The organism is Nonomuraea sp. NPDC047897 (genome assembly GCF_043204415.1).
In the GTDB taxonomy this organism is placed as follows: Bacteria; Actinomycetota; Actinomycetes; order Streptosporangiales; family Streptosporangiaceae; genus Nonomuraea.
In genome coordinates, this window is the sequence record NZ_JBIDCC010000013.1 from 178,450 (window position 1) to 203,561 (window position 25,112).

At 65.5% G+C, this 25,112-nt stretch carries 23 protein-coding genes and 1 pseudogene; 12 read left to right on the forward strand and 12 right to left on the reverse strand.

Annotated features, from left to right (window positions below; all coding sequences use genetic code 11):
• Positions 1 to 80 precede the first annotated feature (80 nt).
• On the forward strand, positions 81 to 947 hold the full coding sequence (locus ACGF0J_RS28055) for a universal stress protein (protein ID WP_393150340.1): 867 nt from the start codon (positions 81 to 83) through the stop codon (positions 945 to 947).
• Between the two features lie 34 nt (positions 948 to 981).
• Here ACGF0J_RS28055 and ACGF0J_RS28060 read toward each other — a convergent pair whose 3' ends face one another.
• Positions 982 to 1,803: a universal stress protein gene (locus tag ACGF0J_RS28060; RefSeq protein WP_393150342.1), complete on the reverse strand. Its 822-nt coding sequence runs from the start codon at positions 1,801 to 1,803 to the stop codon at positions 982 to 984.
• Between the two features lie 193 nt (positions 1,804 to 1,996).
• Here ACGF0J_RS28060 and ACGF0J_RS28065 point away from each other — a divergent pair, with 193 nt between their 5' ends.
• Positions 1,997 to 2,263, forward strand: a complete 267-nt coding sequence (locus tag ACGF0J_RS28065; protein ID WP_393150344.1) for a DUF1876 domain-containing protein — start codon at positions 1,997 to 1,999, stop codon at positions 2,261 to 2,263.
• Between the two features lie 52 nt (positions 2,264 to 2,315).
• Here the strand turns inward: ACGF0J_RS28065 and ACGF0J_RS28070 are convergent, their stop codons facing one another.
• The 7 genes from ACGF0J_RS28070 to ACGF0J_RS28100 form a co-directional block, all read right to left on the reverse strand.
• Positions 2,316 to 3,152 carry a universal stress protein gene (locus ACGF0J_RS28070; protein WP_393150346.1) on the reverse strand — a complete coding sequence of 279 codons (837 nt, stop codon included), beginning with the start codon at positions 3,150 to 3,152 and terminating at the stop codon, positions 2,316 to 2,318.
• A 106-nt stretch (positions 3,153 to 3,258) separates the two neighbouring features.
• Positions 3,259 to 4,092, reverse strand: coding sequence for a universal stress protein (locus ACGF0J_RS28075; RefSeq protein WP_393150348.1), 834 nt, complete (start codon positions 4,090 to 4,092; stop codon positions 3,259 to 3,261).
• Positions 4,093 to 4,347: 255 nt separating this feature from the next.
• A complete protein-coding gene (locus ACGF0J_RS28080) occupies positions 4,348 to 4,695 on the reverse strand; it encodes a metalloregulator ArsR/SmtB family transcription factor (protein ID WP_393150350.1) in 348 nt (115 codons plus the stop codon).
• Between the two features lie 220 nt (positions 4,696 to 4,915).
• Positions 4,916 to 5,779: a class I SAM-dependent methyltransferase gene (locus tag ACGF0J_RS28085; protein ID WP_393150352.1), complete on the reverse strand. Its 864-nt coding sequence runs from the start codon at positions 5,777 to 5,779 to the stop codon at positions 4,916 to 4,918.
• 238 nt (positions 5,780 to 6,017) lie between these two features.
• Positions 6,018 to 6,605 (reverse strand): helix-turn-helix domain-containing protein, encoded by a 588-nt coding sequence (locus ACGF0J_RS28090; RefSeq protein WP_393150354.1) that lies wholly within the window; start codon positions 6,603 to 6,605, stop codon positions 6,018 to 6,020.
• A 655-nt stretch (positions 6,606 to 7,260) separates the two neighbouring features.
• On the reverse strand, positions 7,261 to 8,301 hold the full coding sequence (locus ACGF0J_RS28095; protein WP_393150356.1) for a sporulation protein: 1,041 nt from the start codon (positions 8,299 to 8,301) through the stop codon (positions 7,261 to 7,263).
• 149 nt (positions 8,302 to 8,450) lie between these two features.
• Positions 8,451 to 9,284 (reverse strand): ion transporter, encoded by an 834-nt coding sequence (locus ACGF0J_RS28100; protein WP_393150358.1) that lies wholly within the window; start codon positions 9,282 to 9,284, stop codon positions 8,451 to 8,453.
• 317 nt (positions 9,285 to 9,601) lie between these two features.
• Between ACGF0J_RS28100 and ACGF0J_RS28105 the strand changes: the two genes are divergently transcribed.
• Together ACGF0J_RS28105 and ACGF0J_RS28110 are read left to right on the forward strand one after the other, a co-directional pair.
• On the forward strand, positions 9,602 to 10,948 hold the full coding sequence (locus ACGF0J_RS28105; RefSeq protein ID WP_393150360.1) for a hemolysin family protein: 1,347 nt from the start codon (positions 9,602 to 9,604) through the stop codon (positions 10,946 to 10,948).
• The gene (locus ACGF0J_RS28110; protein WP_393150362.1) at positions 10,945 to 11,958 is read left to right on the forward strand and encodes a hemolysin family protein; all 1,014 of its coding nucleotides are present in this window, start codon (positions 10,945 to 10,947) and stop codon (positions 11,956 to 11,958) included. The genes ACGF0J_RS28105 and ACGF0J_RS28110 overlap by 4 nt, the downstream gene beginning before the upstream one ends.
• A gap of 118 nt (positions 11,959 to 12,076) precedes the next feature.
• Here the strand turns inward: ACGF0J_RS28110 and ACGF0J_RS28115 are convergent.
• A pseudogene (locus tag ACGF0J_RS28115) lies at positions 12,077 to 13,317 on the reverse strand (IS256 family transposase).
• A gap of 960 nt (positions 13,318 to 14,277) precedes the next feature.
• Between ACGF0J_RS28115 and ACGF0J_RS28120 the strand changes: the two are divergent.
• From ACGF0J_RS28120 to ACGF0J_RS28130, 3 genes are all read left to right on the forward strand, one after another.
• Positions 14,278 to 15,846, forward strand: a complete 1,569-nt coding sequence (locus tag ACGF0J_RS28120; RefSeq protein WP_393150364.1) for a hypothetical protein — start codon at positions 14,278 to 14,280, stop codon at positions 15,844 to 15,846.
• A gap of 1,099 nt (positions 15,847 to 16,945) precedes the next feature.
• Positions 16,946 to 17,524, forward strand: coding sequence for a hypothetical protein (locus ACGF0J_RS28125; protein ID WP_393150366.1), 579 nt, complete (start codon positions 16,946 to 16,948; stop codon positions 17,522 to 17,524).
• Between the two features lie 2 nt (positions 17,525 to 17,526).
• On the forward strand, positions 17,527 to 17,952 hold the full coding sequence (locus ACGF0J_RS28130) for an HIT family protein (RefSeq protein WP_393150368.1): 426 nt from the start codon (positions 17,527 to 17,529) through the stop codon (positions 17,950 to 17,952).
• A 210-nt stretch (positions 17,953 to 18,162) separates the two neighbouring features.
• On the opposite strand, the gene ACGF0J_RS28135 is transcribed toward ACGF0J_RS28130, so the two are convergent.
• The 3 genes from ACGF0J_RS28135 to ACGF0J_RS28145 form a co-directional block, all read right to left on the reverse strand.
• Entirely contained in the window at positions 18,163 to 20,826 is a 2,664-nt protein-coding gene (locus ACGF0J_RS28135) for a tetratricopeptide repeat protein (protein WP_393150370.1), read from the reverse strand.
• 365 nt (positions 20,827 to 21,191) lie between these two features.
• Complete coding sequence (locus ACGF0J_RS28140; protein WP_393150372.1) at positions 21,192 to 21,893, reverse strand: HAD family hydrolase; 702 nt, start codon at positions 21,891 to 21,893, stop codon at positions 21,192 to 21,194.
• Positions 21,893 to 22,732 carry a GntR family transcriptional regulator gene (locus tag ACGF0J_RS28145; RefSeq protein ID WP_393150374.1) on the reverse strand — a complete coding sequence of 280 codons (840 nt, stop codon included), beginning with the start codon at positions 22,730 to 22,732 and terminating at the stop codon, positions 21,893 to 21,895. The genes ACGF0J_RS28140 and ACGF0J_RS28145 overlap by 1 nt, the downstream gene beginning before the upstream one ends.
• Before the next feature lie 315 nt (positions 22,733 to 23,047).
• Between ACGF0J_RS28145 and ACGF0J_RS28150 the strand changes: the two genes are divergently transcribed.
• The 5 genes from ACGF0J_RS28150 (at position 23,048) to ACGF0J_RS28170 (ending at position 25,100) form a co-directional block, all read left to right on the forward strand.
• Complete coding sequence (locus ACGF0J_RS28150; protein ID WP_393150376.1) at positions 23,048 to 23,287, forward strand: hypothetical protein; 240 nt, start codon at positions 23,048 to 23,050, stop codon at positions 23,285 to 23,287.
• Entirely contained in the window at positions 23,284 to 23,943 is a 660-nt protein-coding gene (locus tag ACGF0J_RS28155) for an NUDIX domain-containing protein (RefSeq protein ID WP_393150378.1), read from the forward strand. The genes ACGF0J_RS28150 and ACGF0J_RS28155 overlap by 4 nt, the downstream gene beginning before the upstream one ends.
• A gap of 105 nt (positions 23,944 to 24,048) precedes the next feature.
• Positions 24,049 to 24,225: a hypothetical protein gene (locus tag ACGF0J_RS28160; protein WP_393150380.1), complete on the forward strand. Its 177-nt coding sequence runs from the start codon at positions 24,049 to 24,051 to the stop codon at positions 24,223 to 24,225.
• A gap of 81 nt (positions 24,226 to 24,306) precedes the next feature.
• Positions 24,307 to 24,654, forward strand: coding sequence for a WhiB family transcriptional regulator (locus tag ACGF0J_RS28165; protein WP_393150382.1), 348 nt, complete (start codon positions 24,307 to 24,309; stop codon positions 24,652 to 24,654).
• Positions 24,651 to 25,100, forward strand: a complete 450-nt coding sequence (locus tag ACGF0J_RS28170; protein ID WP_393150384.1) for a transcriptional regulator — start codon at positions 24,651 to 24,653, stop codon at positions 25,098 to 25,100. The genes ACGF0J_RS28165 and ACGF0J_RS28170 overlap by 4 nt, the downstream gene beginning before the upstream one ends.
• The last annotated feature ends 12 nt before the right edge of the window (positions 25,101 to 25,112 follow it).

The following is a 25,112-nucleotide window of genomic DNA, read 5'->3' on the forward strand; positions in this document are numbered from 1 at the left end:
CGCCCAGGCCCGCTCGTGACAGGGCGGGCCATGAGCACTGCTCGGTGACGGCGCCACCCGGAGCATACGAGGTGATGACCATGACTCAGCCGATCGTCGTCGGGTTCGACGGATCAGCGCCCTCGCTGCAGGCCGTGAGCTGGGCCGGGCAGGAAGCCATGATCCGGGACGCCCCGCTGCACCTGGTGCACGCCACAGAACGATGGACGCCCGACGCCCTGCTCGTGCCCGAACCGGCCGGCTGGGAGATCGAGGCGGAGGCCGCCGCCGGCCAGCAGCTCCAGCAGGCGGCGATCCACGCGCGGGCCGGCAGGCCGAGGCTGACGGTCACCACGGAGATCGTCTCCATCGGCGCGGCGGAGGGCCTCCTACGAGCCGCCGAAGGTGCCCAGCTCCTCGTGGTCGGCAACCGGGGACGCGGCGGGTTCGCCGAGCTGCTGCTCGGCTCGGTGAGCCGCCAGGTCGCCACCAGGGCGCCGTGCCCGGTGGCCGTCATCCGGCAGCCCCCTGCCCGCGACTCCGGCGTGATCGTCGTGGGGGTGACCGGGCGGCCCGGTCAGGAATCCCTGCTGGACTTCGCCTTCCACGAGGCGGCGCTGCGCCGTGCCGTCCTGCGGGCCGTGCACGCCTGGACGCACCCCGGCACCGTGACACCCTGGACGGTGGATCCCCCGGTCTACGACATCGAGGCCGTGGGTCAGGACGAGGCTCTGCTGCTGGCGCAGGTCCTCGCCGGATGGCGGGAGAAGTTCCCCGACGTCGAACTCGTCCAGCACGTGGTGCACGCCCACCCGGGCAAGGCACTGGCCGAGGCGTCGGCGGAAGCCGACCTCGTGGTCGTGGGAGCCTCGCACGGCCCGGCACGTGCCCTGCTCGGCGGCCTGGGCGGCACCGTCCACGCCGTCCTCCACCACGCCCGGGCGCCCGTCGTCGTCGTCCCCCACTGACGCGTCCGTCACCGCGGGCCCGGGGCACCGACGACTATCGAGGCCGCACCACCGCGACCGGGCACGTCACGTGGTGCAGCACGCCGTGGCTGATCGACCCCAGCACGGCGGAGGCGAACCCGCCGAGCCCACGTGAGCCCACCACCACCAGGTCTGCCGTGGCCGAGGCCTTCATCAACGCGGCGACGGGGTGCTCGCACACCTGGTCGTCGACGATGGACACGTCGGGGTTCTTCTCCCGCCAGGCGACCACCCGCTCGGCCGCCGCACGGGATTCCTCCTGGTAGCTCTCGTCCAGCGCGGTGTAGGCGGCGGCGTACGGTGCCAGCACCGGCAACTGCCAGGCGTACACGACGCGTATCCGCGCGTCGCGGGCCCGAGCCTGCTCGATGGCGTAGTCCATGGCCGCCTTCGACGGCTCCGACCCGTCCTCCCCGACCACGATCTCCCCTTGACGTGGCGCGGGCCCTTCCCGCACGATCACCACCGGTCCGGCGGCGTGCCCGGCCAGGCCCAGAGCGGTCGAACCGAGGACCATCTCGGCGAACCCGCCCCGACCTCGGCTCCCCACCACCAGGCTGTCCGCCGCGGCCGACGCGGCGACGAGGGCGTTGACCACCCGGCCCGTCAGCATCTCGGTGCTCAGCTCCACGCCCGGCGCGAGAGCGCGCGCCCTGTCGGCAGCGGCCTCCAACACCCCGGCATCCGGCTCTCCCAGATCGCGCGCCCATCGTTCGCGCACGTGCACCAGTCGCAGGCCGAGCCGACGTCTGCCGGCGTCGGCCGCGGCCCACTCCACGGCGGCGGTCGCCGGTGCTGACCCGTCCACCCCGACCACGATCTGTCCAGCCATCATCCATCGCCTCCCCCACCTCGACCTCTACCCTGAGATCGCCGGCATACCCCGAGGCGGTCTCCCCGCCGTCGACCGGGCCGTCCGACGTCGCGCCCCGGCGCGGGCCCATCGGCGGTGCTGATCGGGACTTTGGCCTCATCCCCGCGAGCCGGCCCGGGCGGATGCTGGAGAGAGGTGACCGCGAGGGGGAATCATGCAAGCCAAGAGATGGACCGTCCAGATCTTCATCAGTGAGGACGACGGCGACGACCGCACGCTGGCGCGCGCGGTCCTGTACGCGCGGGGCAGCAAGTGGCACGAGAGCGTGGGGCTCGCCCGGCGCAACCCGCACGACCGCCCGGTGCCGGAGATCGGCGACGAGCTGGCCGCCGGCCGGGCCCTGATGGACCTGGCCGACAAGCTCATCGGTGACGCCGCCGACGACGTCGCGCGACTGGGCGGACCCGTAGAGGCACGTTGAGAGCAGTCCGACGCCCGGCGGGCCGCCCGCCGGGCGTTCGCCGTCCCACCGCTCAGCTCCGCGCCCGGCGCGGTCGCACCACGGCGACCGGACAGGTCACGTGGTGCAGCACCCCGTGGCTGACCGACCCCAGCACCGCCGACGTGAACCCGCCCAGCCCACGCGAGCCCACCACGACCAGGTCAGCGGTCGTCGCGGCCTTCATGAGGGCCGCGACCGGATGGGCGCACACCTGGTCGTCGACGATCCGCACGTCGGGGTTCCGCTCCCGCCAGGGGACCACCTGCTGGGCGGCCGTGCGGGCTTCCCGCCGGAAATCCTCGTCGAGCATGCCGTAGGCGGCCGCGTAGGAGGAGAGCAACGGGGTCTGCCAGGCGTACACGACACGGAGCTGCGCCTCACGGGCGCGAGCCTGCTCGATGGCGTACTCCACGGCCGCCCGCGCGTGCTCGGACCCGTCATGGCCGACCACGACCTCGCCGTGGCGCGCCGCTTCGGGTCCCCGTACGATCACGACCGGTCCGGCGGCGTGCCCCGCCACCGCCAGGCCGGCGGAACCGAGGACCAGCCCGGCGAACCCGCCGAGCCCTCGGCTGCCCAGCACCACGCTGTCGGCCGCCACCGACTCCTTCACCAGAGCGTCGATCACCGGGCCCGTCAGCATCTCGGTGCTCACCTGGACGCCCGGCGCCGACTCGCGTGCTCGGCCGGCCGCCGCTGCCAGCGCCTCGGCGCAATACCCCGTCGCCCCCGCGTCGTGAGCCCACTGCTCGCACACGTGCACGAGCCGAAGATCCAGCCCGCGCCGTCGCGCGTCGGCCGCGGCCCATGCGACCGCCGCGGTCGCCGGCGCGGACCCGTCCACGCCGGCCACGATCCATCCGGCCATCCCCAGCTCCTCCCCCGAGCCGAACCACTCACCTGCTCGCACCCGCGTCCGGCGTCCCGCCGTCCCGCGTCCCGCGTCTCGCGTCCCGCGGACGGCTGCGGGGGGCTCAGCCCTGAGCCTGACGTGGTCGCACCACGGCGACCGGGCAGGTGACGTGGTGCAGGACCGCGTGGCTGACCGACCCCAGCACCGCCGAGGCGAAGCCGCCCAGCCCGCGCGAGCCGACGACCAGCAGGTCGGCTGTGGCGGCGGCCTTGATGAGGGCGGCGGCGGGGTGGTCGCGCACCTGCTCGTCGACGATCCGTACGTCCGGATTCTTCTCGCGCCAGGGAAGCACCTGTTGCGTCGCCGCGCGAGCCGCCTCCTCGAAGTCGTCGTCGAGGATTCTGTACGCGGCCGCGTAGGGGCCCAGGACAGGCGGTGGCCAGGCGTATATCGCCTTCAGCTGGACTCCTCGGGCGCGAGCCTGCTGGACGGCATAGTCCATGGCCGCGTCCGAATGCTCCGAGCCGTCGTAGCCGACGACGATCTCGCCGTGCCCCTCCTCGGCATCCTGCCGCACGACCACCACCGGTCCGGCCGCATGGCCGGCGAGGGCCAGCCCCGTCGAGCCGAGGACCAGGCCGGCGAACCCGCCCAGTCCTCGGCTGCCCACGACGACGCTGTCGGCCGTCGCGGACTCCCCGACGAGCCCCGCGATCATCTCACCGGCGAACAGGTCGGTGCTCACGTCCAGTTCCGGCGCGAGACGCCGCGCCGTGTCGGCTGCGGCCTTCAGCGCCTCCTCGCAGTAGTCGGCCCCGCCCGTATGGGACGCCCAGCCGCACACGTGCACGAGGCGCAGCGCGAGCCCGCGCCTCCGGGCATCGGCTACGGCCCACCCCACGGCCGCGGTCGCCGCCGCCGACCCGTCCACCCCGGCCACGATCCGTCCAGCCATCGTGCATCGCCTCCCTGCGACTGATGTCCGGCATCCATCCTGGTCGAGCCGCGAGATCGGCACATGGGGACGAAGTCCCTGGTCGCTGGGCCGTTGGTCCCCTTGGCCGGTGCCGCCCGGAACCACCGCACCGGTGGCGGGCGCCACTCCCGCGAGCGCGGCTGGACCCTCTGGCAGCAGCTACACCCGCGTCGGTGTCCGCCCGTCAGGAGAGGAGACGGGACCCGCACGGCCACGCTGGAGGTTCATTGCCCGTCATGCGGTGGCGGGTTCGCTCAGCGGAGCGAACAGGGCACCGAGCTTGTTCACCGCCTCGGGAATGATCCGGTAGTAGACCCAGGTGCCCCGGCGATCACCGTCGATGAGGCCCGCGGTGCGGAGGACCTTGAGGTGGTGGCTGATGGTGGGGGCGGTGAGGTCGAAGGCGTCGGTGAGGTCGCACACGCAGGCCTCGCCGCCGGCGTGGGATCCGATCATGGACAGCAGGCGCAGTCGTACAGGGTCGGCGACCGCCTTGAGCATGACCGCGAGCTCGGCCGCCTCGCGCTCCGGCAACGGTTCACGCGCGATCGGCGCGCAGCACTGAATCGTGACCGCGGTCATCCAACCCTCCATGATTCGACGTGCATCGAAATTATAGTCGATGGCAGGTCGGCGGCGCGAACACGGAAGCCGTGGCCTGGCCTGGCGGCTGGGGACACGTTCGGGAGCGGAGGGCCGGCCACGCAGTCGCTCGACGCGCTGCCGAGCGGGACCCGCCGGACGTGGCACCCCCTCGTTCGCGACTGGTGGCAGCCTCCCGACCGGCACACCGTGATCGGGGTCAGGTCCGGCGGGCGGCCCAGACGGTGCGTTCGGTGCGTAGCATCAGGTCGTCGCGGCGCAGGATGCTGTGCGGGCTGCTGGTGTCGATGAGCTGATCGAGCGCGGTGAGGTCCTCGGGGGAGAGCCTTTCGGCGATGACGCCGCGGATGCGCTGCAGGATGCCGAGGGCGTAGCGGCCGATCGCCTCGCTGCGGGAGCTTTCGATGTTCACGGCGATGGCGCGTTCGTCCTCGACTGTGAAGCCGGCGGCGGCCAGCATCGGGCCCCAGTCGGCGCCGCGGTGGGGCATGTGCTCGGCTTGGAGGCGGTCGGCCGCGGCGTGGACGCGCTCTTCCAGGCCCGGCCGGGCCTCGGGGGCGTTGCCGGGCAGGAAGCGAGGGTGGCCGGCCAGCTCGACGACGGCGAACAGGCCACCGGGCGCGAGCGCATCGTGAACGGCGCGCAGTGCGCGGTCAGGGTGAGCCATGTGGTGCATCGAGGCCGACGCCCACACCAGGTCCGGTGAGCCGAGGTCGGGCCAGACGGCTTCATCCAGGTCGGCCTGCACGGGGTGCACGCGCTCCTGGACGCCGCGGGCGCAAGCCTTTGCGCGCAAGCGCTGAAGGTGTTCGGCGGACGCGTCGACGGCGGTGACGTGCGCGTCGGGGAAGCGGTCGAGGAGGGCGAAGGTGCCCGCGCCCGTGCCGCAGCCCAGATCCACGATGCGATGTGGGCCGGTGTGCCGTGGCAGCCATGCGGTGATGGAGGCTGTGTGCTCGGCGAGGACCTCGGCGTCCAGGTCGAGGATCTCCGCCTGGCCGTCGGTTCCGTGCTTGTGGTGGTGACCGTGCGAAGCAGGGTGATGTACGCGTGCTTGGTTCATGCTCTGGACAGTAGGGCGGCTATGCGCCTAAGGCACGACATCTTTCCGTTTGCGCAAGGCGATGGTCCGGGATGCTGCCCGACGCGCAAGAGGCCACCGCTGCGGAGACCGTCGCGCGGCCCGCGCCGTCATGCGGGAGTCCCCTGAGCGCCGCCGCCACCACCGCAGCCGTCACCGCCGTCACCGCCCACCGGCGTCACCGGCGTCGCCCTCGTCGCCGCCGGTGACGCCAGCCCCGTCACCCCCCACCGCCGTCGCCGCCGTCACCGTCGCGCTGGTGCCCGCGGCGGGCGTCGCGGTCGAAGATGCCCAGGATCTCGCAGGGCCCGCCCCCGGCGCCGATCGCGTGCGGCATCATCGTGGGGAACTCGGCGGCCTGGTTGGTCTCCAGGCGGAAGCGGCGGTGGCCGAGCATGAGGATCGCGGTGCCGGACAGGACGACGAGCCATTCGCGCCCCGGGTGGGCACGCATGCGCGCCGGGTTCTCGGGTGGCGGTTCGGTCATGCGCTGGCGCACCACGCTCATCCCGGGATCCGCCTTGACGGTCCAGCGCATCTGGCGGCGGGCGTTGTCGATCGTCGGGCTGGTGACCACGTCGTCGGCGGCGGTCTCCACGAGCTGATCCAGCGTGGTGTCCAGGGCGCGGGCGAGAGTGACCAACTGATCCAGTGCGAGGCGGCGCTGGCCGTTCTCTATGCGGCTCAGCGAGGACTGGCTGAGGTGGGCGCGGGTAGCCAGCTCCTCCAGCGACCAGCCCTGTGCCACCCGCAGAGCACGGATGCGTTTGCGTACGAGGCTGTCCAGCTCTCCGCCTTCTTGCGTCATGAGCAACATCGTATGCCCGTCATGCAATCCGGGCCGCCGCGCGCCCTTTCCGAGGCCGCCGTCGTCCCGTTCGAGAGGGGACCCCTACCAGCCAACTGCCATACCAGCCCTGACCAGGCAAAACGACACTGGTACGACCACGCCTCTCCAGATGAGCGACTGTGCGGGATCGGATCCCCTGAACGTCACAGTTCCTCAGCCCCTTGGAAACAAGATCGGCCGCGTATGAACGAAGTTCGCGAAGTGGTTCACCACCTATGCCCTCGCCGACACTTACCGCTCTCGCCTTCTGAGGTGCGCACGGAAGGGGGAAGGGTTCGACACCGACTCCGGCATGCCGGAGTCGGTCCTTCGCGAACAGCGCGCCGTCACCTGGTTCGAACGCTCCGAGGCCATCCGCGGCCCGCTCGACGTCCTCGCCCGGCGTATCGACCGCACGCCCGTCGTGCGCATTTCCCAACGCGGCGCACATGGGCGACCCCGAGCGTTCCAGTACGGCGTGCGACTACACGCCGGAAACCGAGATGCCGCTCTGGGATGGCTTTCGCCGCGCCGGTCAGTGGACAGCCCATCGCGGACGACCACTGGACGGCCCGCTGTCCAGGCTCAGACGCGGGCCGCGGCCGCCTTCCGAGGCGAACGATCAGCCGTCGGCTCAGCCCTCTTCTTCCTCGTCGCCCTCGAACATCTCCTCGACGATCTCGCCGGCGACCAGACCGCCGACCACGCCGGCGGCGCCGGCCGCCGCCACCGCGCCCCAGCCGGGGCCGCTCCGGTGCTCGTGGTGGGAGTCGTGGTGGCCGTGGTGCTGCGGGTGACCGTAGCCGCCGTGGTGGCTGTCATGGCCATAGCCTCCGTGGCCGTACTCCTGGTGACCGAAGCCGCCGTGGTGGCCGCCGTACTGGCTGAGGCCGGCCAGCCAGCGGTCGATCTCGCTCGGCCAGTCGGTGCGCATGGCGTCGTCGTGGCTGATGGTGAAGCGGCCGATGGCGTCGCCGCCGTAGCGGCCGGCGCGCTTGTCGGCCTCCAGGATGACCTCCAGCCCTCCGGGGTTGGCGATGAAGGTCAGCTCGACTTCGCCGACGACACCCGCGTGCTGAGGCGGCGGATAGAACTCGATCTCCTGGTAGAACGGCAGTTGCTGGCTGGAGCCGTAGATGTGCCCAGCCTCCAGGTCGGCTGACTTGAAGTGGAAGCCGAGTTGCAGGAACGCCTGCAGGATGCGCAGCTGTGAGGGCAGCGGCTCAACCGCGACCATGTCGAGGTCGCCCTTGTCGATGGCCTTGGCGATGGCCAGCTCGGTGCGCACGCCGAGTGCCATGCCGTTGAGGTGCTGGCCGCCGATCTCGCTGACAGGGGCCTCCCACGGGACAGGGATGCTGAAGTCGATGCTGCGGACCTCGCCCTTGCGGAGGACGAACGGTCCAGAGACCTGGGCGCGGGAGAACTCCCCCACCCCGGCTCCCTCGCCGTCGCCGTGCTCGAACTCGACCCGGGCGACCAGGCCGAGGGTGATGTGCTCGATCTCGGCGTCGAAGTCGCCGCCGTTGAGCCGTACCTCGCCGGTGAGCATCCCTCCCGGCTGGGTGCGCGGAGTGGTCAGTACGGTGTCCACCGAGGGGGCACCCACACCGAAGGCACCCAGCATCCGTTTGAAGACCACGGCTTGTCTCTCCTGTCGAACGGTTGATGGCATGGATCAGCCACCCGCCTGAACGATCAACAGCGGAGTCGGGTTCCGGCGGCTAGTGAAAGGTGTCCTCGCAGGTGAGACAGGGGTTGGCGTTTGATGCGATATGAGATGGTTTGGTGTCAAGTGCCCGGCCGAATGTATGCGGCACGGTGTCAGCTGCGAACGCTTGGCGTCTGGCCGTTGGTGGCCGGCGGGGCTGCGGACGGGTGTTCGCGCATCAGCAACTGGTCGAGTTTGGCGTTGACCGCTGCCAGTTCCTGCTTCATCACCTCGATGTCGGCTTGCGCACGGGTCTCCGCCGGTGACGGCTCGGCGTCGTTCATGGCGTTGACCACGACCGCGATGAACAGGTTCAGCGCGACGAACGTGGACATCAGGATGTAGGCGATGAAGAAGATCCACGCCCACGGCTTGTGCTGCATCACGTCCTGGGCAACGTTCCCCCAGTCGTCCCCGGTCATGATCTGGAAGAGGGTGAACAGCGAGCGCGGCAGCTCGTCGAACCGCTCGGGCACGATGTCGCCGAACAGCTTCGTAGCGATCACGGCGGCGATGTAGATCATCAGGACCAGCAGGCCGATGATGGAAGCCATGCCGGGCACCGCGGTGAGCAACGCGCTGACGACCCGGCGCATACTGGGCACGGCCGAGACCAGACGCAGCGCCCGCAGGATCCGCAGTGCCCGCAGTACCGAGGTCGGCCCCGAGGCCGGGATGAGTGCGATGGCGACGATGATGGTGTCGAACCAGTTCCAGGGGTCCTTGAAGAAGTTTCTGCGATAGGCATAGAGGCGCGCCAGGATCTCGACGGTGAAGACGGCAAGGGCGACCCGGTCGACCGTGTGGAGCAGCCCACCGATCCTGTCCATCAGGTACGCGCTGGTCTCCATGCCGATGGTGATCGCGTTGACCACGATCACCAGGATGATCGCCCGCTGGACGAGACGGTTCTCAAGGAAGACACGAACGCGCTCTTGTCCTGACAACTCCGACCGCTCCTCGGGGTGGGGACCTCAAATTGCTGATCATCGTAAGCAGACGTGGAAACTCCGGCCTGTAGGAGGGTATGCCTGAGATACGGATCACATCCGGCACTTCGGTAACCCCTCGCCCGTTGGCCAGAGGGGTGTGTCTGGTGGGTGCCGGTTCCGGCCTATCGGATACCTTCCAGACATGCGCGGCCGCAGCCCGCGCGACAGGCCGCTCTCAGCGCGTCAAGTGACGGACAGGAAGGAACGGTGGTGGTGTCCGTGTCAACGGACCCAAACAGTAAGACCACACCCGCGCGCTGGAGGCATACGGCATGACCGTGGCTCTCGGCCTGCTGGCAATCTTCGTCCTCACTCTGGCCACCGGCTACTTCGTCGCCCAGGAGTTCGCCTACGTGAGCGCCGACCGGATCGTCCTGTCACAGCAGGCCGCGGCCGGCGACAAGAAGGCCGCCAAAGCCATCAAGGTGATGGAGCGGCTGTCGTTCATGCTGTCCGGCGCCCAGCTCGGCATCACCGTCACCGCTCTGGTCGTCGGCTTCATCGCCCGGCCCGCGCTCGCCGAGCTGATCGCTCCCGCGCTGACCGCCTTCGACATGCCAGCGGGTGTGGTCGACGGAGTGGCGTTGGGCATCGGTTTCGCGTTGGCCACCGTCATCCAGATGGTGCTGGGCGAACTGGCGCCCAAGAATCTCGCTCTGGCCAAACCCGAGCCCCTGGCCCGTGCACTGGCCACGTCCACCCTGGTCTACCTCGCCGTGGCGGGCCCGATCATCAAACTGTTCGACACCGCGGCGAACCGCCTCCTGCGGGCCGTGGGGATCGAACCAGTCGAGGAACTGCACCACGGTGCCACCCTGGAGGAACTCGGCCACATCATCGGCGAGTCCGAGGCCCACGGACACCTGCCCGGCAGCCAGGCCGACGTACTCGAACGGGCGCTGGCCTTCTCCGAGCACACCGCCGAAGAGGTGATGGTGCCACGGGCCGAGGTGATCGCCGTCAGCGGCACGGCCACCGTCCCCGAACTGGACGAGCTCATCGCGGCCCAGGGACACACCCACTACCCGGTGCTCGGCAGCACCTTCGACGAGGTGGTCGGCCTGGTGAGCCTGCGTGACGTCGCCGCCGTTCCCATCGAACGAGGGCCGACGACCCGCGTTTCCGACATCGCGCGCGACGTGCTGATCGTGCCGTTCTCCCTGTCACTGCCCGACCTGGTGAGCCAGTTGCACGAGCGGGGCGAGGAGGTGGCGTGCGTGGTCGACGAGCACGGCGGCCTGGCTGGGCTGGTCACCTGGGAGGACGTCGCCGAGGAACTGGTCGGCGAGATCGCCGATGAGAACGACGCGGCTGCTCCACCGGTCGTTCGGCGAGGCGACGCCTGGGAACTGGACGCAGGACTGCGCATCGACGAGATCTCTCTGGAGACGGGCGTCAATCTGCCGGACGAGGACGAGTACGACACACTGGCCGGTCTCATCCTGCACCGGCTCGGCCGCTTCGCCACGCCCGGGGACGTCGTCACCGCCGAACTCCCCGCAACCCTGGACACCGACGCGCCCACCCACGCCCGGATCGAGGTCCAGACATTGAGCCGGCACGTCCCCGAACGGGTCCGCATCACCACCCACCGCCAGGACGACGAGGAGCAGCCATGAACCTGACCGTCGGCCTGCTGCTGACCCTCTTCCTCCTGATCGGCAACGGCTTCTTCGTGGCCGCCGAGTTCGCCCTGGTCGCCGCCAAGCGCCACCGGCTCGAAAGGGCCGCCGCCCATGGCAGCAGGCCCGCCGCCGCGGCCCTGGCCGGCATCCGCGAGCTGTCTCTCATGCTCGCCGGTGCCCAGCTCGGCATCACGCTGTGCTCGTTGGGGCTGGGCGTGGTCTCCGAACCGCTGATCGCCGGCACGCTCACCCCCGTCTTCCACGCTTTCGGCCTCCCGGAGGCCGCCGCCCACGCGGTCGCCTTCGTCATCGCGCTGGCCCTCGTGACATTCCTGCACATGGTGCTCGGCGAGATGGCGCCCAAGTCCTGGGCGATCGCCCATCCCGAACGCTCAGCCACCATCCTGGCCCTGCCGTTCCGCGGCTTCACCCTGCTGGTCCGCCCGCTGATCAGTGCGTTGAACGGGATCAGCAACGGGCTGCTACGTCTGTTCCGCGTGCACCCGCGTGAGTCCGACGCCGCGCCTCGCACTACCGAGCAGCTTCAGCACCTGGTCGAGGAATCACGCAGGCTCGGGCTGATCGAGAGCGACGATCACGCTGTGCTGAGCCAGGCCCTCCGTGCCCCCACAACCGACATCACCCCGCTGATCACACCACGCGACCGCATCGCCGCTGTCCCCGCCGACGCTTCGCCCCAGGACATCATCATCGTTTCGTTGCAGGCCCGGCGCTCTCGCCTCGTCGTCTGGAGGGGGACGGAGCCGGCCGGAGTGGTCCACATCCGCGACGCCTACCTCGCACGTCAGCGCGGGATCTCCACCACTGCGGGAAGCCTCGCCTACCGGGTGCCCACCCTGCCCCCGGACATCTCCGTGTCCGAGGCGGTGACGAAGCTGCGCGAGGCACACAGCCAGCTGGCGCTGATCCGCACGGACGACGGCACCGTTCTTGGTCTCATCAGCCTGGACGAGCTTCTGACCAGCCTGCTGGTAGCCGCCTGAACATGCTCGGACGGCCAGCGGGAACTCCCGTACCTTGGCAGAGAAGGCAACCCCTACCTCGGTCACGTCCACGGACGTGGTGTATGAGTCGATCTTCGCGTGATCCTGTTTCTGCAGGTTAAGCGGTAAGTGTCTGCGGGAGTGGGTTCTGGGTGGGTGTGTCGCAGGGCAGGACGCGAAGGCGGGCTTTGGCGAGGGCTTCCAGTCCCATGTAGCGGCGTCCTTCGACCCATTCGTCGGTCTGCTCGGCCAGTACCGCGCCGACGAGGCGGATGATCGCGGGCCGGTCGGGGAAGATGCCGACACGTCGGTGCGGCGGCGGATCTCCTTGTTCAGCCGTTCCTGCGGATTGTTGGACCAGACCTGAGTCCAGATCTCGCGGGGGAAGGCGGCGAAGGCGATCAGGTCGTCGCGGGCGGCGTCCAGATGTTCGGCCGCGGCCGGATGCTTGGTCTCCAGCGTTTGGACGACCCAGGCGTACTGAGCCCTGACGGAGGCGGCGTCGGGCTGGTCGAAGATGGTGCGCACCAGGGTGGCGACGAACGGCTGGGCGGACTTCGGCACGACGGTGAGCAGGTCGCGCAGGTAGTGGGTGCGGCAACGCTGCCACGACACACCGGCCAGCGTGGCGCCGATAGCGGAGACGAGACCGGTGTGGGCGTCGGAGATGACCAGTTGGACACCGGACAGGCCGCGGGCGACCAGGCCGCGCAGGAACGCCAGCCAGCCCGCGCCGTCCTCGGCGGAGGTGACCTCCAGGCCGAGGATCTCGCGCCGGCCGTCGGCGTTGACGCCGGTGGCCACCAGAACGTGCACGTTGATGATCCGGCCGCCTTCGCGCACCTTCTGGGTGAGGGCGTCCAGCCACACGAACGTGTACGGCCCGCCATCCAGCGCTCGGGTGCGGAAGGCCTCGACCTGCTCGTCCAGGGTCTTGGCCATCTGGGAGACCTGACTCTTGGAGATCGTCTTGATGCCGAGTTGCTCGATCGGCTTGTCCACCCGCCGGGTCGACACACCCAGCAGATACGACGTGGCCACGACGCTGATCAGCGCCTGCTCGGCCCGCCGCCGGCGTTCCAGCAGCCAGTCCGGGAAGTACGAGCCCTGACGCAGCTTCGGGATGGCCAGCTCGATCGTCCCGGCTCGGGTGTCCCACTCTCGCGCCCGGTAGCCGTTACGGAAGTTGGTCCGATCGCTGCTGCGCCGGCCGTACTCCGCGCCGCACAGGCTGTCGGCCTCGGCCGACATCAACGCCTCAGCCATGGTCTTCACCATGGATCGCAACACATCGGGGTTGCTTGTCTCGATCTGCTTCGCCAGCCACTGCTCAGGCGTCACACTGTGGTCTACGGCCATCGCCATCTCCTTTGATCTTCGATTGCACTCAAAGGATCACGCGATGGCCGTCTTCATCTCACGGCACCACGCCTGTCACCAGGCCAAACTCTTACACCACTCCCGTGGACGCAGCCCGTAGTCAGTGGCTGAGGCGGGCCGGCTCTTCCCGTCGCCGTCGCCCCAGGACAAGCCGAGCAGACCAAGGGCTGGAGGCGAAGGTCGTTCTTCCGGCGGGGAGCTCCACCTTCACCTCCAGCCCTTGGCCCGCTCCCCTGACGGGTGGGACGACGGCGACGGGAAGATCCGGCGGGAGGGATACGTGCGTCCGCACGGGGAGAACCGGTGATCGCCGTGCCAGATCCGTGCCAGATGCCACGGGAAAACAGGGGGAACCACGGGCACACACGGGCGATCAACGAGAGAGGCCCCTCACCGCATTTCCGCTGGTGAAGGGCCTCCTTCTGCTGGTGTGGCAGGTGCAAGGTTCGAACTTGCGTAGGCTGAGCCGACGGTTTTACAGAGGAACCAGTCAAAAGGATCCGCACATCGCTTGACCTGGCCCAATTCAACCAGCGGCAGTGTCCGGACCCACCGTTGTTCCGCCATGGTTCCGTGTTCATGGCTGAGACGCCACAGAATCAAGATCCACCACTGCCCGCTGATAGGTGCCCGACGCCCTAGCGATTGGGCTTCCACGTGCCTTACAGAGCTTCCGCCTTGCCACGCTCCCGCGGCCAGACGGTTTCGAGACGAGCGTTGGTGTTCGCCGGCCTGCCGACTACGTGTTCAGTACCTGCCCCCGGCCGCGCCACGGCGAGGAAATACAGGCTTCTCACAATCAAGACATTCCCGTCGACCTGCCCAATCTCACCTCAATCAGTCTCCTGCGCTGGCGCACACTGCCAAGGTCGATAGACGAGTGAACAGCCTGCAACGTGAGCTCGTTCAGTCTCGCCTTAATTGACATATGATGCTAGCATGATCTACAATGTCCGTTCTCACGACAGGGTGAAGCATATGCAGATTGAATGCCTGCGCTCTCACATTTCCAGCGGCGGAAAAGTCTTTCCGATTTATATCGGATTTGCATCCGCAGCCCAGATATCATCTATTGCAGTGGCTCCTGCTTTCACAACGAATACCGACCATCAGCAAATTGCGGCCAATATTTCAGCTGAGCCCGTGCGCGATTGGCAGCGTCCAATCAACCATGAACGCGTGGATCAGATTGCTCATGCGTTCAACAACTCCGGCGGCCTTATGCCTAATCCGGTATTGCTTGCAAAGAACGCTTTTGCGTCCGGAATTAGCATTTCTCCAAAGCAAATCCCAAATACCTCGTATGACACAGGCACGTTTATCGTCGACGTTCCCGAGGGTGCTCAAGATTCCGCTAGCCGGCCACTCTGGATTCTTGATGGACAGCACCGTATTGCTGGACTGAGCAAATCTGCACAATCCCAGGATCCCGTACCTATCGTCCTTCTCTTGGACGATGGCAGCAACTCATACAGTAGCCCCCTACTTGCAAGCTTGTTTGCGCAAGTGACAACAGCAGCGACTAAACTGGATGAGTTGCATAATGAGTGGCTAACATACGCCTTCGACCTGGGTAAGTACTCGATAGAAAATACTACGAGTAGTGCGGCGAAGCTAGCCTTCGAGTCCGTCGTCGATATTTGCCGGACGCCGAGCTTCCGCGGCACGTCGAATCCGTTCTTCAATAACGTTCAATTTAACGAGCATCGTCCGGCCGCCCCTACTTACGGCGGCTTTACTTTCAAGTGCAATAAACTTGCCGATTTGATAACTCGACACTATTACAATCTCCCCCTCCAGCATCATAAGCATCTCAATCCGGCTGAGTTGGCGTCAGAACTGAGCCATGCCTACCTGGCACTTCATCAAACCGTTGGAAATCAGGAGTCTTCAGTTTTCTTTGGAAAAGCGCAGAAGCAGCAGACGATCATGCAAGAGGCTTTCCTGCTAGGGGTTCTCGCGCGCGCTCTCGCCCACGGTCCGACGGCTGACTACCGTGCCCTATTGCAGGATCTTAAATTTCAGAATACCAACTGGGACTTTTCTTGGGTTCGCACTCTGAGTGGGCCGCCTAACACGGTCAGCAAGAAAATCGCTCGTGCTGTTCTAGAAGATGCCCTGGTGACGGGAACGCTTCCGGAGTCCAGTGGCACCTTGGCTGATTATCTTAAAGGTAATGGTGCTGCCGTAGTTCTTACCTTCAGCCAGCTTACTCCCGCGAAGCGACCAGCCAGACATGGCAGGGAAGAATACAAGATGACGCGAGGGGCCGTAGGCAGCCATAACGCTGGCACGGCGACCCACGTAAAGGCTACGGAACAGACATCCAATGTCGGTGACTTTGCTATCGTAGATGCCAAGACTGCGGGACGCCATTTGCATTACAAGGAGATGGCGGGTAAGGGTCTAGTTCTCAGCGAGAAATATTCAAGACCCCTGGAAATCATCGTAATCATGGATCACTATGGCGATCTGTCAAGCGAGTCGGAGTTGCAGATCAACTGGTGATCGATATCGAGGTTATTCGAGTGCGCTTCAGATCTGCCTTTAGTTACCTTAAAGCCGTAAGTGACCTTGAAGGCATTTCCGCAGATGCTTGGAAGCTAAGATATGTTGATGTTTGCGCAAAGCGCAATCTCCCTGAAGCGCTTGCTCTTCTTCATCCCGACGTCGCCCCCATTTCTCGCAGCGACTGGCTTAAGTACTTAGGGCCTCGCTCGTTCAATGTTGCTCGTCCGCGGAGAACTCGATGCGCCTCCTATTTGATATGGGGCTATGAATGCCCACAAGCGCGAGCAACGCATCAAATTGATCATTTTTGGCCGTACAGCTTAGGCGGGCGGAGCGTAGTAGAGAACGGGCTCTGGCTTTGCGACGTTCATAATCGAGGAAAGTCCAACGATGTTCATTTCTATGCATGGGAGGACGAGTGGTTTCCTTCATGGCTATCCATTTTCCTTACTCACCTCGATTCTATGATTGAATCCTAGACCGAGACCTCGGAACAAGTTTCTGCTCTGCCCACTTTAAGACGGCTCAGGGATGAAGACGTCAAGTGCTCCACAGCCGTCCCAGCCCGACTCGTGGTACCGAGACGATAGGCCCCACCCGTGGCTCCGGCCGGAGGGCTGCGTGCGCGCAGACTGGTGTAGCGGCCCACCAGTACTAGACAAGAAAGGGGCTTCAAACAAGACCACCGGAGTAGAGGTCCAAGCTACACACCAGACTGCCCATTCTCTTGAGCTCGAAGTTTGGGATGTGACGTTGTCCGTGGCCAGGCGGTTGGGGACGCTTTGGGGGACAATCAAGCCTGAGCGGGCCTCTGAGCGCGACTGCTAGCCTCCACTACCATCCGACCCTTGCGGCTCTCTCCGGCGCGTCGGACCCTCACAGTCATAAGATCCACACTTGTCCGCGCTCTTCGACGACAGGCTGCGGATGATCTACAGGTGAGTCCCTCCACTTGCACCGGCGCGCCGGTGCAGCGGACGGCCGTGGCACCTGCTAAGACCTACCTGATCACTGCGCCTACCCACAACCCCCTGGCCGAGGCCGCACACCGGCGCCTACATCGGGAACTGTCAGTGGGGTCGTCTACAGTTTGACCATGAAGGTTGTGCAAGTGGCTCAATGGGCGATGGCTCCGCAGGAAACCACTCTGTTCTCCGCCCCCATCGCAACAGTACTGGCGGCCGTGATCTCCCTCATCACGGCGGTTACTGTTGCGTATGCAACCTACCGACTCACCGGCAAGAAAGAGGAAAGATCCGTAAGCAAGGATCTTCACCTCAAACGCCTGAATGAATTCTATGCCCCCATAAAACTACTGCTGGATCAAGATAAGGTGCTCATAGAGCATTTGCGCGAAGGCAAGCCGGAAGGTTGGCACCTTCTGGACAATGTAGCAACTGTAATATCCGATGACACCGATAATCAGATAGCTTCACAAATCATCGCAATCAACAAGAAAATCGCACTGATCCTCGAAAAGAGCGCCGGCCTAAGTCTTAGGCAGATACCACAGAGCTATTCACTTTTCCTGGGACATTACTACATGCTTGAGCGCGCCTTCACCGGGAAACCTTTTGCCAGAAATAACAGGTTTGAATATTTCCCGCGACAGTTCGAGGAAGACATCAATAGCGACTATGCAGCTCTCTATAAGCTCATATCAAAGGAGAAGTAATAGTGAATCCTGCTACTTCAGGCACCAATTTGGAGGAGCGTCATGGATGCTCCGTATGTAAATTTTGCGACATCATACAAAACGGCACCGAAGCGCACATGCGGCACGGGTCTGTGGTTCTATTCCCAGATGCGTATCCAGTAAGCCCTGGTCACCATGTCGTGGCCCCAATACGCCATGTGGTCGACTTCTTCGATATGTCCGAAAAGGAAACACATGATCTTTGGGAAGCTTTGCACCGTCTCCGCGCGGAGCTACTAAGAGAGGACCCCAAGATAGACGGATTCAATGTGGGTACCAATTGTGGCATAGCAGCAGGGCAGACTATCCTCCATGCTCACGTACACCTAATCCCTCGTAGGTTTGGCGACACTTCGAACCCTCGCGGAGGCGTTCGAGGAGTTATCCCTGAACAGCAGTCCTACTAGGTTTCCCCCTGAGCTTCTTCAGGGAGCGGACCCTGCGTACGACCCGATACCCATTGCAATAGGGCCTCTGGTACCACTAGGAGGTGCTCTCCCTCCATCTCTCGCTGCTGATGACCATGACTCCATACCTTGAATGCTTCTCAGCGTGCGATACCGAGTGCTGAGCTCGATCTTCAGTAGTGAAATCCGGCCGGCTTTGGGTTGGACTGGTCAATCCTCGTTTTCTTTCGGCACTGTGGGTGGGTGTGCGGTGATGGGGTCTGTTGCGGAGCCCATGTAGCCGTACTTGCCGTACCACTCTGCCCGACGCAACTCTGCCTCTCGACGGTCCAGGTCGCGCAACCGGCTTCGCGCTAGGTCTGATGCGTAAGGGTACGTAGACGCGGCTGCTTTTGCGAACCATCCTCGCGCCTCGGTTATCCGCCCCTGCTCCGCTTCCAAAGAGGCGAGGTCCACCATCGCTATGGGCCCAATCTCTTGGTGGCAAGACTCAACTGCCTGCCCATACCAGTGGCGGGCTTGTTCCGTCTGCCCCTGCCCCGCCTCTAGGGTGCCAAGGTTGAGCATTGCCTTTGGCGCCTGTTCGGGGTGGCTGGACTCAACTGCCCGAGCCCACCAGTGGCGGGCCTTCTCCGCCCGCCCCTCTCTCCTCTCCAGAGTGCCGAGGTTGACCATTGCCTTTGGTGCCTGCTCGGGGTGGCCGGATTCAACCGCCCGCACAAACCAGTGGCGGGCCTGCTCTATCCGACCCTGCTCCTCCTCCTGGAAGCCAAGGTTGAACATCGCCTGCGGCGCGAAGTCCTGATGATTCGACTCAATCGTCCGCACAAACCAGTGACGGGCCTCCTCCACCCGCCCTCGGTCCATTTCTAGGAGGCCAAAGTTGAGCATTGCCCGTGGTGCCTCTTTGGGGTGGTCGGATTCCACCGCCCGCATAAACCACTGGCGGGCCTGTTCCACTCGCCCCTGTTCCACTCGGCCCTGCCCAACTCGCCCAACTCGCCCTTGCCTCCCTTCTATGATGCCCAGGTTGACCATTGCCCTCGGCGCCTGTTCGGGGTGGCCGGATTCAACCGCCCGTACAAACAGTCCGCGGGCTTGCTCTTCTCGCCCCTGCTCTATCTCTAGGATGCCAAGGTCGAGCATTGCCCTCGGTGCCTGTTCAGAGTGGCCGGATTCAACCGCCCGAGCCCACCAATGGCGGGCCCTCTCCACCCGCCCCTCTCTCCTCTCCAGAGTGCCGAGGTTGAACATCGCCTGCGGCGCGAAGTTTTGGTGGGACTGAAGTACCTGCTCAAACCATTGGCGGGCTAGGTCTACCCGTCCCTGGTCGGCCTCTAGGGTGCCAAGGTTGAGCATTGCCTTTGGTGCCTGTTCAGGGTGGCTAGACTCAACTGCCCGAACCCACCAGTGGCAAGCTTGCTCTACCTGTTCCTGCTCCGCCTCTATGGCGCCAAGGTTGAACATCGCCTGCGGAGCAAAGTCAGGATGACCAAACTCTACTGCCCGCATTAGCCAATGGCGGCAATGGTCGAAGTTATGGATGGTGTAGAAGTAGTCAGCGATAGCCATCGGTACGGGCAGGCTGATGTCAGCGGTAGGAACGCGACCCAGGATCAACGAGGCGGCTTCGAAGTTGCCATAGTCGAGTGCTGTGTAGCCGAGCTTGAGCAGGCCTTTACCGTCGAGATGGCGGTAAGCGTAATCCCACAGGGCTGGGGCGATGGGCCAGCCGATCGGCTGGTCTTCCGCGGCGAGTACGGCCAGCAGTGGATGTGGCCGGTACGGGGCGGTGGCGCTGAGCAGTTGCGGACGGCCGGCTGACGCCGGCGCCTTCGACCAGTCCAGTGCGCGGGTGAAATTCTCGGCCGGAAGTCGGGTACGCGGTGATAGCCGTGTCAGGTGGCGCCGGTAGCTAGTCCACAGTTCCTGTAGAGCTTTCCTGGTGAGCCGCTCCGGCATCTGGGCGCGATACCAGTCAGTGGCAGCGCGAAGCAATGCCACACGGTCGGCAGCCTGGTCAGAGCTACCCGGTGTTAGCGCTTCGCGCAGTTGCTTCAGGGAGATCATCAGACGGCCCATCAGTACCTCAGCCGCGACATCGTCCACAGCTGGGTACAGCGCCTGGTAGGCAGGTTTGGTGCGAATCAGTTCCCGCTCGCAAGGGGAGACTGCGCCTAGGATGAGATGCACGGCGTGCTCACCCAAAACTCCCAGCACATGAGAGGGAAGGCGGGCCGCAGACTCCCCGCTGGGGCCAGTGACTTCCTCGGTGTGCACAGTGGCCAAGATTCCGACCCGAGGCGGGATGCTGGCCACCAGTGCCTCTGTGAGCTGCCCCAGATGATCCAGGCTTATTGCGTCCAGCCACACCACCACACCAGCCTGCGGCTCCACCCACCCAGCGGCCTGCTCCACCATCGCCGCCAAGGTCAGCTCCTGCTCACGATCGAACGTGGCCACCCTCCAATGAGGAATGCAGGTCTGCGCCGCATGAGCCAGTGCGTGTGTGGTGCCGGCCAGACGTTCTCCCTGCACCACGACTACGCGCCGACCATGTCCATCAACCAGGGCTTCCAACGCCTCCCCAAGCACCGCGTCTACCGGCCGGGTGATGTGGGGGGCTAACCCATCGGGACCGGCGAAACGCGAGTCGGTGACCCCGAGCTGAATAAGTCTGATCTGCTCCAGCCGCAACGGTCGCCCATCGGCATCGGCTAGGCGCAGCCTCCCCTCCGGCTCTGGCTGGCTTCTCCAACGATCCCAGGCGGCGGTGACCAGTACCGCAGCCAGCGCTGCCGTTCCCCACCCCCAGCTCCACCCGCTGTCGTCAAGCACCTGGTTACCCAAGACCGCGACCGCCAGCAGTAGCACCGCGCTACCGTATCCACCCAAGCGCGCCCGCCACCGAGAATCCACCGCAGGCCACCCTCCCGCTCAATCCCCCGGACAGTCCTGGCCCCCTGCTATTCCACCTGAGGATCCGCCCTCTCGCCAAGTCCAAACAGCATCGATGGGATAGCGAAACATCGCGAACTGAACGAAGAGGGAGCGGTATCGCCTTGATGTCCGATCTAGGCAGCCTTCCCTAGCCGCCACCGGCCTAAGTAGTAGACCTCAGTTTCGATGGCTGATCACTAGATATTCCGCCCTCAGCCGGAGCAATCCTGACCTAACCCTATACCCATGTGGCGGCCCTATGAAGTTCGAGTTATGGCGACACCAGGAGCGCGACGTTGCTAGGGCTTGCGGCTGTTCAGCGGAGCTACCAGTTCTTCCATGCTGGACACGATGAGATCGGCGCCAGCTCGGATAAGGCGCTCAGCTTTCCCTGGTCGGTTGGCGTAGCCGACCGCCACTATCCCAGCACGCTTGGAGGCCTCGACGTCTGTCACTGAGTCGCCAACTAGCAAAGCAACTGACGCATCGGCACTCAAATGAATGAGCGCCTGGTCAAGTAGATAGGGATTCGGTTTCATCAGAGAAGGGTCCGCAATAGAACGTGCCGAGATGTAATCCACCCCTTCGCCGAGCCCTTCCCTATCTACGAAGTTTGCCACGGCTTCGTCTGAGTTATTGCTGACGATCCCAACCGTCATGCCATTGTCGCGTGCGCGAATTATAAGATCTGCCGCACCAGGCGTCGGCCGCGCCGTAGCGACCGCCTTCACCTCCAGTTCGGTGAGAGCCCTCAGCGTAAGACGAGCCATTTCATCGCCGAGGGAGGCACTGAATCGAAATACTTCCAAAGGGTCATCCGTGCCACGCACTTCCGGCGAGAGCGCTGCGCCGGCCGCCTCCAGCATGGCGCAAAGCCTGGCAGCTACTGTCGGCGCCGAGAGTCCTGCGAAGATGTCGCAGACTGGTCCGTCGAAGTCGAGTAGCAAGCACTGAGCCCCGTCCATGATGGCCCGTACGGCTTCAGCTCCAGACAAGGCCATCAGGCCACCTCACGTGCCACGTTGTTCCACACCGCATCGAACCATGCAGACGACTGTTGCACAAACTGCGCCGACGTAGAGTCCGGACCATCGCTCAGGGCAAAGTGGAACAGTTCGGTGTCCTTCCCCATCAGGTCGAACATTGTCACCGGTTCCCCTCCCAACGCGACCGTGTGCGCCGCTACTGCGTAGTAGCCAAAGAACGCCTCCTCGCGATTGATAACGTAGATCTTGAATCGCGGCGGTTCTCCACTGATTCGGACTTGAGCCGATGCGTGTGTCACCAGACCCAGATCGCTTAGCTCTTGCACGGAATCCACGATGGCATGAGCGTGCCGTGATGTGATCTTTTCGGCGCGCTGCCTGAACATGGGCTCGTCCTGCCCGTTGTCCATGCGACAAGGCAGTGACCAAGGACGATTAGTATCCGGCAGAAGTAGGCGGATCGAGATGCGCTCTGGGGTCAGGCGTCCAGCACGGATGCTGTCGAGTGGTTCCTGAATTGCCCCGTGCAGCGTCTCGCCAGAGAGCCCGGCAAAGTCAATGGTGACCTCTGGCCGTTTGAATGCCTCTTCGATGTGAGGGCGTAGACCAACCGGACGCGCGGTCTTTTCTCGCACGAAGACACCGCTCCCTTGGCGGGAGACGATCAGCCCTTCATCTCTGAGTTCCCGGATGGCCTGCTGGATCGTCTGTCGTGCAACGCCAAAGGTTTTCGCGAGTTCCGGCCCAGAGGGAAGCTTCTCACCCGGGACGAACGTCCGGGTCAGGATGGCCGCCCTGAGCTGCATAGCGACCTGGAGGTAGGGCGGTCTCGGGTCGTCTGGATCGAGTCGCATGCCCTTGATCCTACCGGCAGTCTGAACAACATTCCTAGCCAAGTTGAGCATGCCTCTTGACATGACTAGGCAGGCCAGTCAACATGATGCTTGTACGACCTGCCTAGCCAACCTGGTCAGGCGGGTGGTGCATAGGGCGAGTTGGTGCATGCCACACCGCCCCCACGCTCAGCCGGAAGACCTGGGAAGGCGGCACAAGCCGCACGCCGACGGGCTGAAGCACAAGCCACTTGGACAACTGCATACAGGGCCATCGCCTCCCACCGAAAAAGGCGAACTCTTCACTGCTGTCGCTCTCTATTCCGAGAAGACGACATGAGCTTCTTCGCTCACACCCTCGCCAACGCGGACCACCTGAGCCAGGCCGACCTGGATGACTTCGCGTCCTTCATGGATCCCGAGCAGGCGTTCCTGAGCGAGGTCACCACCATCCGCAACAGCGATCAGATCATCCGCCCCGATGGTCACAGGCAGGGTTCGACTCCCTGCCGGGGCGCGCTTCGGCCGGCCTTGACGCCGAGATCGCCCACCCAACAACCGAAGGAATCCACATGAGCGCGCACATGACGTTCACGCACCCCGACGTGTTCACCCGAGGCGTCCGCGAAGGCTGGGCGGACCCGCACACCGACCCTACGCAGATCGACTGGACCACCCGCCAGGCCGGCGCCGCGATCCCATTCGAGGTGATCGAAGGCCGGCCAGTCAACCCGTGCGAGACGACGGGCATCCGCTACGGACGCAATGAGCTGGGGCATTGGGGTGAGCAGTTGGCCGCCGACGCCATCGTCACCGCCGACACCGAGGCGGGCCGCTGGCTGGTCATGGTCGAGCGGTCAGACGGTCACGGCTGGGCCATCCCCGGCGGCTACGTAGAGCCCGGAGAAGACCCGGAAGCGGCGGCGGTTCGCGAGCTGGCGGAAGAGACCGGCCTCAGCCTGACGAGCGCGTCGCGCGAGGTACTCCCGGCGCGGTACGTGCCCGACCCCCGCGCCAGCGATGAGGCGTGGATGGTCACCGTGCCCGTGCGGTTCGACCTCGGCAGCATGCCTCACGCCGAACTGCCGGCCGTAATCGGGGCCGATGACGCCAAGCGCGCCGTCTGGGTCCGCGCCGACAGCTACGACGCGCTGGTCTCGCACCTCGGCGCGGTTTATGGCGGTCAGGTGTTCCGCGCCCACCGGGTCATGCTCCGTGACTTGCTCGGCTGATCAGCCCCCGTTCTTCTGCCCCGATGGTCGCAGGCAGGGTCCGACTCCCTGCCGGGGCACTCCGGCTTGCTCTGCCGGTTCCGTCACCTGACCAGGGAGCTTCTCGTGATCCAACCCACCAAGAGCATCGGTCGGTTCCTGCCGACGCTGTTTCTGATCTGCATCGTCTTCTACATCTTCACCGACCCGCAGGGCGCCGCCGTGGCGTTCAAGTGGGCCTTTCAGACCGCCGCGGCCGGCGCGCAGCACTTCGCCGAGTTCGTCCGCGCCGTGGCCAAGTGACCCGCTCATCACCCCGGGGGCGGCCCTCATCCGCCAAGACCTGAGCCGCCCCCGCTCGACTCCCGAAGGAGTAGCACCATCATGGTTCGTTCCGACGTTCCGATCCACCCGTCGTGCTTGTCGCTCGCCGAGGTCGAAGCGCTGTGGCAGGTGGACGGCGACACGCCGTTGCCCGAGTGCACCTACGACCCGGAGCTGCACACCGGCCCGCGCGCCACCATCGAGACCGCCGCCGAGCGCGCCGCCCGCGAGCACGTGGCGCGCGAGGTGTGCGCCACCTGCCCGGCGCTGGTGCAGTGCGGCCTGTACGCGCTAAAGGTCCGCCCCGCCTCGGGGATCTGGGCCGGCAGCACCCCCGCCGAGCTCGCCGAGGACCACACCGCGCTGTCCCGCCGTACCGGCGTGCCCGTCCTGGAGGCAGCCTCATGACCGGCCCCGCTATCTTCGCTGCCGTCTTCGCCGCCCTGTACGCGGCTCACAGCTTCGGCGATCACTGGATTCAGACCCACCACCAGGCGTGTGCCAAGGCCGCGGCTACCCGCTCGGGACGGCTGGCCTGTCTGCGCCACGTGACCACGCTGACCCTGACCAAGGCCGTTGCCGTGGGCGCCGTCGTCTTGGTGACCGACCTGCCGCTCTCACCCCCGGCGCTGCTGCTGGGGCTGGCCGTGGACGCCGGCTCGCACTACTGGGCCGACCGCCGCGCCCCGCTCGCCCGGCTGGCCGACCTGATCGGCAAGCGCGACTTCTACCGCATGGGCGCGCCCCGCCCCGGTACCGACGACGCCCCGCACCTGGGCACCGGCGCCTACGCCCTGGACCAGTCCTGGCACCACCTGTGGCTGTTCATCGCCGCCCTGATCATCGCTTCCTGAACGGAGGGTTCA